Source organism: Dactylosporangium darangshiense, assembly GCF_039537565.1.
GTDB lineage: Bacteria > Actinomycetota > Actinomycetes > Mycobacteriales > Micromonosporaceae > Dactylosporangium > Dactylosporangium darangshiense.
Genome location: NZ_BAABAT010000010.1, coordinates 113581 through 127690 on the forward strand (window position 1 = coordinate 113581; position 14110 = coordinate 127690).

A 14110-nucleotide genomic window follows, 5' to 3' on the forward strand; every position below is an offset into this window, starting at 1 on the left:
GTACCGACATCGACGGACATCACATGTACGACCTTGTGTGCGCCCGGCGGACCGAGTACAACAACATCCAACAGGTTCGATCGAAATCCACCTGGGAGCTGCGATGATCCGATCTCCTGGGGCGCTGCTACGCGCCCTGGCCGCGGCCGCGCTGGCCGTACCGACATCCATCATGATCGTTGTGACGGTCACGTCCCCGGCCGCGGCCGCCGCCACGCCGCAGCCGGGCCCGCTCACCGCCCCCGTCATGGGGTGGAACAGCTGGAACCGGTTCGGCTGCAACATCGACGAGAACCTGATCAAGGCGACCGCCGACGCCATGGTCAGCACCGGGCTGCGCGACTCCGGCTACACGTATGTCGACATCGACGACTGCTGGATGGCCGGCACCCGCGACGCGCAGGGCCGGCTGCGCCCCGACCCGGTGCGCTTCCCGGGCGGCATCGCCGCGATCGCCGACTACGTGCACGCGCGCGGGCTCAAGCTCGGCATCTACTCCTCGGCGGGCACCGCCACCTGCCAGGGGCTGCCGGCGAGCCTCGACCACGAGACCACCGACGCGCAGACGTGGGCGTCCTGGGGCGTGGACCTGCTCAAGTACGACAACTGCAACAACCAGGGCCGCCCCGCCTACGACCGCTACAAGGCGATGGGCGACGCGCTCAAGGCCACGGGCCGTCAGATCGTCTACAGCCTGTGCAACTGGGGCGACGACGAGCCCTGGATCTTCGGCCCGAACGTCGGCGGGAGCTCCTGGCGTACCACCGGCGACATCAGCGCCAGCTGGGGCAGCGTCACGTCGCTGCTGGACCAGCAGGCGGGCCTCGAGCCGTTCGCCCGCAAGGGCTTCTACAACGACCCGGACATGCTTGAGGTCGGCAACGGCTCGCTGACCCAGGACGAGAACGTCGCGCACTTCTCGCTCTGGGCGCTGCTGTCGGCGCCGCTGCTGCTCGGCAACGACCTGCGCTCGGTCAGCGCCGCCACGCTGAACGTGCTGCGCAACGCCGACGTGATCGCGGTGAACCGCGACTGGGGCGGCTCACAGGGCCGGCGCGTCGCCGACGCCGGCGACCAGGAGGTGTGGGCCAAGCCGATGAGCGACGGGTCGGTCGCCGTCGTCCTGCTCAACCGCGGCAGTGGTACCGCCACCGTCGCCACGAGCGCCGCCGCGCTCGGCCTGGCCGGCTCCAGCTCGTACACCACGAAGAACCTCTGGACGGGCGCGACCGGCAGCACGACTGGCGCCCTGAGCGCCTCCGTGGCCGCGCACGGCGTGGCGATGTTCCGCGTGACCCGGGCCGGCACCCTGTCCGCCGCGCCCGCCGCCGGCACCCTGCAGGTCAGCGACCTGACCTGGGCCAGTAGCAGCAACGGCTGGGGCCCGGCCGAGCGGGACCGCAGCAACGGCGAGCAGGCGGCCGGCGACGGCGGCACGCTCAACGTCGGCGGCACCACGTTCGCCAAGGGCATCGGCGTGCACGCCGACGCCGCCGTGCACGTCTACCTCGGCCGGGCCTGCCGCACGTTCACGGCACAGGTCGGCGTCGACGCCGAGGCCGGCACCAACGGCTCCGTGCGGTTCGCGGTCTACGGCGACGGCCGGCTCCTGGCGTACACCGCAGTCAAGACCGGCGGCCAGGCACCTACGCGCCTGACCGTCTCCACCGGCGGCTACCTCAACCTCGAGCTGCGGGTGACCGACGCGCGCACGAACGGCATCCAGTACGACCACGCGGACTGGGGCGCGCCGACCCTGGTCTGCGGCACCACCGGCGCCGGTTCGGCCGTCAGCGACCGTTCCTGGGGCGCGGCGAGCAACGGCTGGGGCCCGGCCGAGCGCGACATGTCCAACGGCGAGCAGCCCGCCGCCGACGGCAGCGTGCTCACCGTCGGCGGGGTGTTCTACCCCAAGGGCGTCGGCGCGCACGCCGCGAGCGACGTCACGGTGCCGCTCGGCGGCGCGTGCAGCCGCTTCACCGCCGTCGCCGGGCTCGACGCCGAGGTGGGCACCCAGTCCACGGGCGTCACGTTCAGCGTCCTCGGCGACGGGGTGTCGCTGTACACCAGCCCGACGGTGACCGCGGGCTCGCCCGTGACCATCGACGTGGCCGTGTCGGGCCGCACGAACCTCCGGCTGGTCGTCGGGGGAGCGGGCAGCATCGACTACGACCACGCCGACTGGGCCGACGCGCGCCTGATCTGTTAGCTACGAGATCTTGGTGGTCCCGTCCGCCGGGGTCACCACAAAGGCGTCGGGGGGCGCGAAGCCGGCTTCGGCGAACGCCCCCCGCACCGCCCGCTCGACCGCGTCGCAGCGCTCGGCGTCGACCAGGGACAGCACGCAGCCGCCGAAGCCGCCGCCGGTCATCCGCGACCCGTAGGCGCCGGCCTGCAGGGCCGCGCGGACCACGGTGTCCACCTCGGGCACGGTGATCTCGTAGTCGTCGCGCATGGACTCGTGCGAGGCCGTCATGATCGGCCCGATGTCCCGGGCGTCGCCGCCCCGCAGCGCCTCCACGGTGTCGAGGACCCGCTGGTTCTCGGTGACCACGTGCCGGACCCGCTTGCGCATCACCTCGTCGTCGAGGCGGGCCAGCGCGCCGGGCAGCCCGGCCACGTCCACGTCGCGCAGCGCGGCGACGTCGAGGGTCTTGGCCGCCTGCTCGCAGCTGCGCCGGCGGGCCGCGTACTCGCCGCTGACGTGCGCGTGCGGCGCCTTGCTGTCCACCACGAGGATCGCCAGGCCCTGCGCGGCCAGGTCGAAGGGCACCTGCTCGGTGGCCAGGGAACGGCAGTCCAGGAACAGCGCGTGCCCGGCCCGGCACAGCGTCGAGGCGGACTGGTCCATGATGCCGGTCGGCGCGCCCACGTACTCGTTCTCGGCCCGCTGCGCCAGCCGCGGCCGCAGCGCCATCGCGACGTCGTGCCCGCCCAGATCCAGCAGGCAGCCCATGACCGCGCACTCCAGCGCCGCGGAGCTGGACAGCCCGGCGCCGAAGGGCACGTCGGAGGCGATGCTCAGGGCCGCGCCCGGCACCTCGTGGCCGGCCTCGCGCAGCACCCAGACGATCCCGGCCACGTAGGAGGCCCAGCCCTCGACCCGCTCGTGCGGCCCGAAGGTGACGGTCTCGCCGGTCTGCTCCGACGTCACCGTCCACTGCGGACGCTCCAGGCGGCTCGCGCCGACGACGGTGCGGTGCGGCAGCGCGAAGGGCAGCACGAAGCCGTCGTTGTAGTCGGTGTGCTCGCCGATCAGGTTGACCCGGCCCGGGCTCGCCCAGACCACGTCGTAGGGACCACCCGGGAGCCGCTCGAGGGCGCTGCTCACAGGTTCACCTCCCGCAGCATCGAGGCGGCCTGCTCGGGCCGCACGTCGTTGACGAACACGCCCATGCCCGACTCGGAGCCGGCCAGGTACTTGAGCTTGCCCGGCGCCCGCCGGGTGCTGAACAGCTGCAGGTGCAGGTAGGCCAGGTCGCGCGCGACCCGCACCGGCGCCTGGTGCCAGGCGGCGATGTAGGGCATCGCCAGGCCGAACATGCCGTCGAGGCGGCGCAGGACCTCTAGGTACAGCGGGCCGAACGCGTCGCGCTCCTCGCTGCTCAGGGCCGGGATGTCGGGCACCTGGCGGTTGGGGTACAGGTGGACCTCGAACGGCCAGCGCGCGGTCGCCGGCACGAACGCGGTCCAGTGCGCGTTGCCGGCCACGATCCGCGTGCCGTCGGCGCGCTCGGCGGCCAGGACGTCGGCGAACAGGTTGCCGGGGCCGCGATATTCGCGCGCGGAGCGCAGCATGCGCCGGGTGCGCGGGGTCACGAAGGGGTACGCGTAGATCTGCCCGTGCGGGTGGAAGAGCGTGACGCCGATTTCCTCGCCGCGGTTCTCGAAGCAGAAGATCTGCTCGATGTCGTCGCGGGTGGACATCTCGGCGGTGCGGTCGGCCCACGCCTCCATCACCGTGCGCACGCGGTCCGGCGAGAGCGACGCGAACGAGGCGTTGTGGTCGGAGGTGAAGCAGACGACCTCGCAGCGGCCGGTGGCCGGGGCGGTCGGCACGAGCCCCGGCAGGACGTCGCCCTGCGCGGGCCCGACTCGGTGGCTGAACGAGGGGAAGCGGTTCTCGAAGACCACGACGTCGTACTCCGGCGACGGTATCTCGCTCTGCCACTCCGGCGTCGACGGGCACAGCGGGCACTGGTCCGACGGCGGCAGGAAGGTCCGCGACTGCCGGTGCGCGGCGATCGCCACCCATTCGTCGAGGATCGGGTCGTGCCGCATCTCCGGCGCCGGTGGCGGCGGGGGCAGCTCCCGTTGGTCGACGGCGTCCCGGGACGCGTCGTCTCGCTCATCGAAGTAGATGAGCTCCCGGCCGTCGGCGAGGTGGGTGACCGTGCGCTTCACTCGTTCTCCAGGGTCCTTCGGGGTTAGCCGTTCGGATCGACGACGACGAGCTCCCCGACGCGCTCGGCCAACTGCACGCGCGCCTCCGCGGCCAGCCCGATGTCGGTGATGAGGATGTCCGCCTCGTCCAGCGGCGTGATCGTGGCGATGCCGACCATCTCCCACTTCGTGTGGTCGGCCAGCACCACCAGCCGGCGCGCGGCCGCCACCAGGAGCCGGTTGGTGCCGGCCTCCATGAGGTTCGGCGTGGTGAAGCCCGTGCGCGGGCTCATGCCGTGCACGCCGAGGAACAGCACGTCGACGTTGAGGGAACCGATCGCCGCCTCGGCCACGGGGCCGGCGAGGGCGTCGGAGGGGGTGCGGATCCCGCCGGTGAGCACGACCGTCTGGTCGGGGCGCCCGGCGTGGTACAGGGTGTCGGCGACCGGGATCGAGTTGGTAACGATGGTCAGTCCGGGGACATCGACCAGATGGGCCGCCAGCGCCGCGGTGGTGGTGCCGGCCGACAGCGCGACGGCGGTGTGCGGCTCGATGAGCTTGGCGGCCCGCTCGGCGATCGCCGCCTTCTCGTTGCGCTGGCGCACCGACTTGGCGTCGAAGCCCGGCTCCTCCGTGGAGCCCGGACCGGCGATCGTCGCGCCGCCGTGCACCTTGTCGACCAGCCCGCGGTCGGCGAGCGCCTCGAGGTCGCGCCGGATGGTCATGTCGGAGACGCCGAACTGGCGGACCAGTTGGCTCACGCGCACGCCACCGTGGCGGCGGACCAGGTCGAGAATGGCCGCCTGACGTTGCTGTGCGAGCATCACGCCGTTCCCTTCGCAGGCGCAGCGGGGGTCAGCACGGCTGCGCGGGTGTCCGAACCCACAACGGGTTCCAACGCAGACGTTACGTCTCCAGCACACAGGTGCACCTCGCTGGCCCGGTCGAAGTCTGTCGCCGGGCGGTCACCCCCAAGGGGTGCGCGTGGGTGCGCTCGCATGGCGTACAGCTTCGAACCTAGCCGACCAGAAGTCAACAAACTCGAACAGACATCTGTGCGGAAGCGCTCTCTCGCCGCCACCCGTCGTTACCGAGCCGTGTCGATGGAGTTTCCGGACGTAACACCATCGATATCAACAAATCACTCCTGATCATGTGCGTAGATCCATTGACAATGGCCGCTTATCCGAGGACTGTCGCCCTACTGGGGGTTCTCGTTTGGTTCTGTGCCTTGCTGAGGAGGAAGCGATGAACTTCTCCCGCCGAGCCGTCCTGGGCGGCGCATTGGCCGGGTTCGGAGGCGTAGCGGCGTCGTCACTGCTCGCCGCGTGCGGAGACTCCGGGGGTGGTGGCAGCGCCACCTCGGAGGTCACGTTCGGCTCCAACTACTCCGACTCGGTGCCGAAGGCCGCGATGGCCGCGGTCCTGGGGTCCTACCCCAACGGCAAGAACGTCAAGGTCAACACCGTCGACCACAACTCGTTCCAGGAGAACATCAACCGGTACCTGCAGGGCAACCCGGACGACGTGTTCTGCTGGTTCGCCGGCTACCGCATGCAGTTCTTCGCCAAGCAGGGCCTCGCCGGCGACCTGTCCGACGTGTGGAGCGAGGTCGGGGGCAACTTCTCCGACGCGCTCAAGGCCGCCTCCACCGGGGAGGACGGCAAGCAGTACTTCCTGCCCTTCTACAACTATCCGTGGGGCGTCTTCTACCGCAAGAGCGTGTGGCAGCAGAAGGGCTACGCCGAGCCCAAGACGCTGGACGAGTTCAAGGCGCTGTGCGAGAAGATGAAGACCGACGGCCTCGTGCCGGTCGCCTTCGCCGACAAGGACGGCTGGCCGGCCATGGGGACGTTCGACTATCTCAACATGCGCATCAACGGCTACCAGTTCCACGTCGACCTGATGGCCGGCAAGCAGGCGTGGACCGACGCCAAGCTCAAGACCGTCTTCGACACCTGGCGCGGGCTGCTGCCCTACCACCAGCCGGGCGCCAACGGCCGCACCTGGCAGGAGGCCGCCCAGTCGCTGCTCAACAAGCAGTCCGGCATGTACGTCTCCGGCACCTTCGTCGGCGAGCAGTTCCCCGGCGCGGAGCTGTCGGACCTCGACTTCTTCGCCTTCCCGGAGATCAACTCCGAGTTCGGCCGCGACTCGGTCGAGGCGCCGATCGACGGGTTCATGATGGCCGCCAAGCCCAAGAACGGCGCCGGGGCCAAGGAACTGCTGAAGTACCTGGCGACCGGGCCCGCGGAGCTGGCGTACCTCAAGAGCAACCCGACGAACATCGCCGCCAACAAGACCGCCGACACGTCCGGCTACAACGCGCTGCAGAAGAAGTCCGCGGAACTCGTCGGCAGCGCCAAGCACATCTCGCAGTTCCTGGACCGCGACACCCGCCCCGACTTCGCCTCGCAGGTCATGATCCCCGCCCTGCAGACGTTCATCAACAAGCCCGACGACGTCGACGGCCTGCTGAAGAACATCGAGGCGCAGAAGAAGACCATCTTCGCATCGTGAAGATCCGGCGTTTCAGCGTGAGCGACCGCGCCGTCATCGCGGTCGTGCTCGGCGTGGCGATCGTGCTGGACCTCGGCCTCATCTGGGGTCCCACGATCGCCTCCGTCGGGCTGTCCTTCACCTCGTGGAACGGCGTCACCGACCCGGTCTGGGTCGGCGGGCGCAACTACGACACGATCGTCAACGTCTACCCGCCGTTCTGGCCCGCGATCCGGCACAACCTGCTGTGGCTGGCGTTCCTCGGCCTGGTCGCCACGCCGCTGGGGCTGTTCTTCGCGGTACTGCTGGACAAGAGCCTCCGGCTCGGCCGCTTCTACCAGAGCGCCCTCTACCTGCCGGTCGTGCTGTCCCTCGCCATCGTCGGGTTCATCGCGCAGCTGGTGTACTCGCGCGACTACGGCGCGCTGAACAACATCCTCGGCCGCACCTCCAACCCGATCGACTTCCTGGGCGACCCGTCCATCAACATCTGGGCCGTCCTGGTCGCCGTCGGCTGGCGCCACGTCGGCTACGTGATGATCCTGTACCTGGCCGGCCTCAAGGCCGTCGACCCGGCGCTCAAGGAGTCGGCGGCCCTCGACGGCGCCAACGAGGCGCAGACGTTCTTCCGCGTCACGTTCCCCACGCTGCGCCCGGTCAACATCATCGTCCTGGTCATCACGGTCATCGAGGGCCTGCGCGCCTTCGACATCGTGTACGCCATCAACCGCGGCCGCAACGGCCTGGAGCTGCTGTCGGTCCTCGTCACCGACAACATCATCGGCGAGGCGAGCCGCATCGGCTTCGGCTCCGCGATCGCCGTGATCCTGCTGCTGATATCGCTCGGCTTCATCGTCACCTACCTGGTGCGCATCCTGCGGGAGGAGCGATGAGACCCGCACGCCTGGCCCTCAACGCGTTCCTGGTCCTGGTCTCGCTGGGCTGGCTGGCCCCGTTGGCCCTGGCCGTCTACGCCTCGCTGCGTCCTTACGCCGAGACTTCGCGCAAGGGGTACTTCTCCTGGCCCGACCGGCTGACGCTGCACTACTACGCGCAGGTCTGGGACTCCGCGGAACTGCCGAAGTACTTCACGAACTCCTTGATCGTCGCCGTGCCCGCGGTCCTGCTGACCCTGTTCCTGGCGTCGTTCGTGGCGTTCTGCATAGCCCGCCTGCGCATCCGCTGGTCCCTGGGCCTGCTGGTGGTCTTCACCGCCGGCAACCTGCTGCCGCCGCAGGTCCTGGTGACGCCGCTCTACGAGATGTACAAGAAGATCCCGGTACCGCAGTTCGTCTCGGAGTCCGGCACCCTGTACGACTCCTACCTTGGCCTGATCGCCATCCACGTCGCGTTCCAGGTCGGCTTCTGCGTCTTCGTCCTGTCCAACTTCATGCGCACGCTGCCCACCGAGATCACGGAGGCCGCGGTGGTCGACGGCGCGGGCGTGTGGCTGCAGTACTGGAAGGTGACCCTCCCGCTGTGCCGCCCCGCGCTGGCGGCCCTGGCAACGCTGCTCTTCACCTGGATCTACAACGACTTCCTGTACGCCCTGGTCCTCATCTCGACCGGCGACAAGCTGCCGGTGACGAGCGCCCTGAACAACCTGCGCGGCCAGTTCTTCACCGACTACAACCTCCTGGCCGCCGGCTCTCTCCTCGTCGCCCTGCCCACCTTGATCGTCTTCTTCGCCCTGCAACGCCAGTTCGTCGCCGGCCTGACCCTGGGCGCCGCCAAGGGCTGACAGTGCTCCCAGCTCGTTGCGCTCGCCCGGGCCGGCGTGCTGCGGCCGGTCGCTCGACGCCCGGCGCGCCGCTCGATGTCGCGACGCGTGCGTGGCTCAGAAGGGGCGGGTGCCTACCGTGGTCAGGCGCTGCGTCGCCCGCGACAGAGCCACGTACAACGTGCGGAAACCGGTCGCGGCCTCGTCGCGGATGTCGGCGGGCTCGACGACCATGACGCCGTCGTACTCCATGCCCTTCGAGTCCAGCGCGCCCACCGTCTGCAGGCGCAGCGGCTCCAGGCCGTCCAGCCACCCCGCCACCTCCGCCCGGCGCGAGGTGGGAGTGATCACGCCGACCGTGCCCTCGACCTGGTCCAGCAGGGTCTTCGCGGCCTCGCGGACCGCGGACTCCAGGTCGGCGGTCACCGTCTCCACCGGGGCGATGCCGGAGGAGCGGACCGCGGTGGGCAGCTCGATGTCCGGCTGCGCCGCCCGGATGACCCGCGCCGCGACCGCGAAGATCTCCGCGGAGTTGCGGTAGTTGGTCGTGAGCGTGAAGTCGGAGCGGCGCCGGGTGCCGACGGCGCTCTGCATGGCCCGGTCGGCCTCGCCGGCGTCGGCCCAGGCGGCCTGGGCCGGGTCGCCGACGATCGTCCACGTGGCGTGGGGGCCGCGGCGGCCGACCATGCGCCACTGCATCGGCGAGACGTCCTGGGACTCGTCGACGATGATGTGCGCGTAGTCGCGGTAGTCGTCCGGGCGCTCCACGGCCTGTGCGCGCGCCGCGGCCATGCGGTCGGCGTAGGTGGTGACCTCGCGGACGCCCTCGGCGACCTGGAACGGGTCGCGCGGCGCGCGCTTGCGCACCGGCGGGTCGCCGAGCAGCTCGTGCAGCTCGTCCAGCAGCGCGACGTCCTCGACCGACAAGGTGGCCGGCAGCGCATCCGGGTCGATCGACGCGGTCAGGGTCGCGATCTCGCGGTTGCTCAGCACGCCGTTGGCCCAGCGGGAGAGGCGCTGGCGGTCGGCCAGCCAGCCGAGGACCTCGACCGGGCGCAGCACCGGCCACCAGCCGCGCATGAACTGGATGAACTCCTGGCGCTCGGCGATGTCCGGCGCGAACTCCTCGCGCTTCTGCTGGCGGCCGGCGGGCAGCAGCTGCACGCTCTGGCGCCACAGAGCGTCGAGGACGTGGCCCGCGGCCTTCGCGCGGGCGGCGTTGCGCTTCACGCCCAGGCCCAGCACCGTGCGGCGCAGCTCGTCGAGCGCGGGGCGGTCGAGGCTGAGCAGCTCCCCGCGGTACAGGATGCGGAGCCGATCAGGCGAACCCGGCGCAGGGCTGCGGGCGGCGCGGCCCAGCACCCGCTGCATGCGCAGCGAGCCCTTGATCGCGGCGATCTCCGGCGGCTCGTGGCGGGTCGCCTGGACGCCCTCGACCAGCTGGCCCAGGGAGCGCAGGGTCGCGGTGTCCTCGCCGAGGGAGGGCAGCACGCGCGAGACGTAGCCGACGAAGACGTCCGACGGGCCGACGACCAGTACGCCGCCGGACTCGTAGCGGTTGCGGTCGGCGTAGAGCAGGTAGGCGGCGCGGTGCAGGGCCACGGCGGTCTTGCCGGTGCCGGGGCCGCCGCGCACGACCGTGATGCCCGAGGCGGGGGAGCGGATCGCGTCGTCCTGCTCGCGCTGGATGGTGGCGACGATGTCCTTCATCCCGCGGCCGGTCGCGCGGGACAGGTTCGCCAGCAGCGCGCCGTCGCCGACCACGGCCATGCTCGAGGGCGCGGCCGCCGGGTCGAGCAGGTCGTCCTCGATGCTGACGACCTTCTCGCCGGTGCTGCGGATGCTCCGCCGCCGCACCACGCCCATCCGGTCGGCGGGCGTGGCCCGGTAGAACGGCGCCGCGGCGGGCGCCCGCCAGTCCACGACCATCGACTCGTACTGCTCGTCGCGCAGTCCCAGCCGCCCGATGTAGCGCACTTCGCCGTCCGGCACCGCGGGCTCGACGGCGGCGGCGTCCGCGCCGGACACGCCCTCGGGGCCCAGGTCGAGCCGGCCGAAGACGAGGCCGTCGTGCTCGCTCTCCAGGGCCCGCCGCCGGCGCGCCGCGTGGTAGACCATCGCGTCGCGCTCGACCAGGGCGCCGAAGTTGCCGACCCGCGCGAGGCTGTAGCCGGCCTTCTCCACCTCGGCGGCGGTGATGCGCAGCTGATCCAGCCGCACGTACACCCGGTCGAGATACACCTGCTCAGCGGCGATCTCCGAGTCGCGAACCGCGTCGTTCAACGTACTACTCCTGCCGCCCGGCGAAAAACAACCCCGAAATCTTACTCGTGCTGCGGGGCAAGCTCTCCTACGGCGTCGCCGCGGGCTCCTTCTCGGCCTCGGCCTGCAGTGCGCGGGCCTCCGCGGCCGCCCTGCGGCGCAGGTAGAGCGTGGTCGCGATGCCGGCGACGACGGCGAGGGCCAGGGCGGCCCAGGAGAAGTCCTTCAGCCACGTCTCGGCGACCCGGCCGAGCGAGTAGATGGCGAACACGGTGCCGAACGCCCAGGTGATCCCGCCCAGAGCGTTGGCGACGAGGAACCGGCCGTAGGGCACCCGAAGGGCACCGGCCAGCGGGCCGGCGAGGATGCGCAGCAGCGCGACGAACCGGCCGAAGAAGACCGCCCAGACGCCCCAGCGCTGGAACGCCCGCTCGGCCTTGGCCAGGTGCGGCGGGCCGAAGTGCTTGGGGAAGCGCCGGCCGAACCGCTCGAGCAGCGCGCGCCCGCCCCGGCGGCCGATGAAGTACCCGATGCTGTCTCCGACGATCGCGCCGGCCGACGCCGCACCGGCGACGAGCCACGGGCTCACCGTGGTGGTGACCGAAAGTAACGATGCGGTCACGAGTGCGATCTCGCCGGGCAGTGGCACGCCCATGCTCTCGATGCCGATCACGGCCCCGACCAGGACGTACACCCAGACGGGGGAGAGTGTGGCCATCCACTCCTCGATGTGGTGCACGCAGAATCCCTCCCGTCGGACTTCCGTGATACCCCAGCCTCTCATACCTTGCTGAGCGTGAGCTGTATCGTGTACGGCGCCAATGGCTACAGTGGGTCACTTTTTGCCCGCCTCGCGGTGAGCCGAGGTGAGCGCCCCGTCCTCGCCGGCCGTTCCCTGCGGCCCGTCGCAACGCTCGCGAACGAGCTCGGCCTGCAGTATCGCATCGGCCCGCCGACGCCCGAGCTGCTCGACGGCGTAGAGGTCATGGTCAACTGCGCCGGCCCGTTCGCCGAGACGGCCGAGGCCGCCGTCGCCGCGTGCCTGCAGGCCGGCGTGCACTACCTCGACATCACCGGCGAGCTCGACGTGTTCGAGCGGATGTTCGGCCACGACGACGCCGCCCGGGCCGCCGGCGTGGCGATGATCACCGGGGCCGGCTTCGACGTGGTGCCCACCGACTGCCTCGCCGCGCTGCTTTCCGCCGAGCTGCCCGGCGCGGTCGCGCTCGAGCTCGCCTTCCACGCACCCGGCGGGCTGTCGCGCGGCACCGCCCGCACCGCGTTCGCCGAGATGGGCGCGGGCGCGGCCCGGCGCGTCGGCGGCGAGCTGGTGCCCACCCCCTACGGAACGCCGTCGCGGGTCGTGCCCTTCCCGTCCGGCCCTCGCCGCGTCGGCGCGACCCGCTGGGGCGACCTCGTCACCGCATACCGCTCGACCGGCATCCCGGACATCACGGTGTACATGCCGCTGCCGCCCGGCGCCGCGCTCGCGCCCGCGTTCCGGTTCGGCCCGCTGCGCGACGCCGCCCGCGCGCTGGTGCGCCGCGGCGGCCCGTCGGCGGCCCGGCGAGCGGGCACCGGCTGCGAGGCGTGGGCCGAGGTCCGCGACGCCGCCGGCGCGACCCGCTGGGCGACGCTGAGCGGCCCGAACGCCTACGCGCTGACGGCCGACGCGTCGCTGCGCGCGATGCAGCGGGTCCGGGCCGGCGAGGTACCGCCGGGCGTGCACACCCCGTCGGCGGCCCTAGGCGCTGACTTCGCGCGGACCCTTGACGGCGTGACGGTCACGATGGGCTGAACGCCGGATCCGCGCGGCCCGTCGGATGACCGACACGATCGAGTCGGTGACCGCGTCCGGCCGCTCGATCGGCAGCATGTGCCCGGCGTCGGCGCACACCACCAGCTCGGCGTCGGGCAGCTCCCGGGCGATCGTCTCCGCGCAGATCGGCGGCGTGAGCCGGTCCATCGACCCGACGAGCACCGCCACCGGCAGCTCGCGCATCGAGGCCAGGCTCTCGACGCGGTGGTGCAGGTCGACGGAGGGCCGGAAGCCACCGATCGCGCACAGCGGCGCATTGCCGACCATCGAGGTGGTCAGCGCCACCCAGCTGGTGTCGACGCGGTGGCCGAACACCAGCCAGCGCACGCCGGGGGCCAGCAGCGGCATGAGGCGGCGGTGCGGCCGCCAGGCGCCCGAGCGGGCCAGCAGGCCGGCGCCCTGGACCTCCAGGACGCGCATCACCCGGGCCAGGCGGGGACTCAGGCCGTAGCTGGTGCGCGAGGAGCCCTCGGCGGAGGTGGAGATGAGCACGGCCCCGACGACCCGGCGGGCGAACCTGGCCCGGTATCGGTGGGCGTACTCCATGATCGCCATCCCGCCGAGCGAGTGCCCGACCAGGACGATGGGGCCGCGCGGCACCAGCTGGTCGATCACCTCGGCGAGGTCGTCGCCGAGCTGCTCGAGGGTGGCGTCGGAACCGCGGGTGGCCGAGGATCGGCCGTGGCCGCGCAGGTCGAAGGCGAGCAGCCGAACGGGGGCGCCGAGCCGCGCGGGCAGGTCGGCGATCTGCTGCCGCCAGAGGCGGTTGTCGAGCGTCCAGCCGTGCAGGAGGACCACCGTGACGGGGCGCCGGCCGGGGATGGCCTTTGCGGCGGGGTGGAGCACGCTGTACAGGCGGGCGCCGTCCTTGAGCCTCACGGGCGGGGAGACGACGGTACCCATGACCCATTGTTACCCGGAAGTGCGTTGAAATACCCCCGGGCTAGCACGAAACGGCCGCCGGGGTGACCCCCAGGCGGCCGTCCGTATGACAACCAGGTTAAGCGGCTTCGAACACGCCCGCGTCGACGAGGCGCTTCTCCGTGGCGTCCCAGCCGTCCGTCGGGGTCGAGGCGGCCAGCGCCTGCAGCTCCGCGCGGATCTTGGCGGCGTGGCCGGCACCGGCGAGCACGCGGATCTCCTCGACGAAGGCGTCGGAAGTGGTGCTCAGGTGCACGGTCTTGCCGTTGGTCAGGTTGCGCACGTACACGTGCTTGCCCTTGTTGAGCGGGATGAGGTACTTGAACTCACCCAGCACGCTGAGGGCGCCGGATGCACCGGCCTGACCGGCGCGGACTGAGGCCCGCGCGGTCTTTGAGGTGTTGCTCGCCACGGCGGGAACTCCTTGTCGAGGCTGCTTACGGAAGGACAAGAAACTGTAACACCGGCCGTGTCACCCGCGAAAAAGCGAGTTACCCGGTGATCCT

At 71.4% G+C, this 14110-nt stretch carries 12 protein-coding genes; 5 read left to right on the forward strand and 7 right to left on the reverse strand.

Annotation, left to right across the window (positions count from 1 at the left end):
- Positions 1 to 103: 103 nt before the first annotated feature.
- On the forward strand, positions 104 to 2209 hold the full coding sequence (locus ABD901_RS20455; RefSeq protein ID WP_345128695.1) for an NPCBM/NEW2 domain-containing protein: 2106 nt from the start codon (positions 104 to 106) through the stop codon (positions 2207 to 2209).
- Here the strand turns inward: ABD901_RS20455 and galK are convergent, their stop codons facing one another.
- Genes galK through ABD901_RS20470 form a run of 3 tightly spaced genes read right to left on the reverse strand, consistent with a single transcriptional unit; the run spans position 2210 to position 5207 of the window.
- Entirely contained in the window at positions 2210 to 3331 is a 1122-nt protein-coding gene (galK, locus tag ABD901_RS20460) for a galactokinase (protein WP_345128696.1), read from the reverse strand. It abuts the gene before it with no gap.
- A complete protein-coding gene (gene galT / locus ABD901_RS20465) occupies positions 3328 to 4404 on the reverse strand; it encodes a galactose-1-phosphate uridylyltransferase (RefSeq protein WP_345128697.1) in 1077 nt (358 codons plus the stop codon). The genes galK and galT overlap by 4 nt, the downstream gene beginning before the upstream one ends.
- 23 nt (positions 4405 to 4427) lie before the next feature.
- The gene (locus ABD901_RS20470; RefSeq protein ID WP_345128856.1) at positions 4428 to 5207 is read right to left on the reverse strand and encodes a DeoR/GlpR family DNA-binding transcription regulator; all 780 of its coding nucleotides are present in this window, start codon (positions 5205 to 5207) and stop codon (positions 4428 to 4430) included.
- Between the two features lie 424 nt (positions 5208 to 5631).
- Here ABD901_RS20470 and ABD901_RS20475 point away from each other — a divergent pair, with 424 nt between their 5' ends.
- Genes ABD901_RS20475 through ABD901_RS20485 form a run of 3 tightly spaced genes read left to right on the forward strand, consistent with a single transcriptional unit; the run spans position 5632 to position 8623 of the window.
- Positions 5632 to 6903, forward strand: a complete 1272-nt coding sequence (locus ABD901_RS20475) for an ABC transporter substrate-binding protein (protein WP_345128698.1) — start codon at positions 5632 to 5634, stop codon at positions 6901 to 6903.
- Positions 6900 to 7775 (forward strand): carbohydrate ABC transporter permease, encoded by an 876-nt coding sequence (locus ABD901_RS20480; RefSeq protein WP_345128699.1) that lies wholly within the window; start codon positions 6900 to 6902, stop codon positions 7773 to 7775. Before ABD901_RS20475 ends, ABD901_RS20480 begins: the two co-directional genes overlap by 4 nt.
- On the forward strand, positions 7772 to 8623 hold the full coding sequence (locus ABD901_RS20485; protein ID WP_345128700.1) for a carbohydrate ABC transporter permease: 852 nt from the start codon (positions 7772 to 7774) through the stop codon (positions 8621 to 8623). Before ABD901_RS20480 ends, ABD901_RS20485 begins: the two co-directional genes overlap by 4 nt.
- A 96-nt stretch (positions 8624 to 8719) precedes the next feature.
- Here the strand turns inward: ABD901_RS20485 and ABD901_RS20490 are convergent, their stop codons facing one another.
- The gene (locus ABD901_RS20490; RefSeq protein ID WP_345128701.1) at positions 8720 to 10885 is read right to left on the reverse strand and encodes a HelD family protein; all 2166 of its coding nucleotides are present in this window, start codon (positions 10883 to 10885) and stop codon (positions 8720 to 8722) included.
- A 67-nt stretch (positions 10886 to 10952) separates the two neighbouring features.
- Positions 10953 to 11603 carry a DedA family protein gene (locus tag ABD901_RS20495; RefSeq protein ID WP_345128702.1) on the reverse strand — a complete coding sequence of 217 codons (651 nt, stop codon included), beginning with the start codon at positions 11601 to 11603 and terminating at the stop codon, positions 10953 to 10955.
- Positions 11604 to 11660: 57 nt separating this feature from the next.
- Here ABD901_RS20495 and ABD901_RS20500 point away from each other — a divergent pair, with 57 nt between their 5' ends.
- A complete protein-coding gene (locus ABD901_RS20500; RefSeq protein WP_345128703.1) occupies positions 11661 to 12662 on the forward strand; it encodes a saccharopine dehydrogenase family protein in 1002 nt (333 codons plus the stop codon).
- Here ABD901_RS20500 and ABD901_RS20505 read toward each other — a convergent pair.
- Both ABD901_RS20505 and ABD901_RS20510 read right to left on the reverse strand, forming a co-directional pair.
- The gene (locus tag ABD901_RS20505) at positions 12609 to 13586 is read right to left on the reverse strand and encodes an alpha/beta fold hydrolase (RefSeq protein WP_345128704.1); all 978 of its coding nucleotides are present in this window, start codon (positions 13584 to 13586) and stop codon (positions 12609 to 12611) included. The two genes, ABD901_RS20500 and ABD901_RS20505, sit on opposite strands and share 54 nt — an antisense overlap.
- Positions 13587 to 13683: 97 nt before the next feature.
- On the reverse strand, positions 13684 to 14016 hold the full coding sequence (locus ABD901_RS20510) for a hypothetical protein (RefSeq protein ID WP_345128705.1): 333 nt from the start codon (positions 14014 to 14016) through the stop codon (positions 13684 to 13686).
- Positions 14017 to 14110 lie beyond the last annotated feature (94 nt).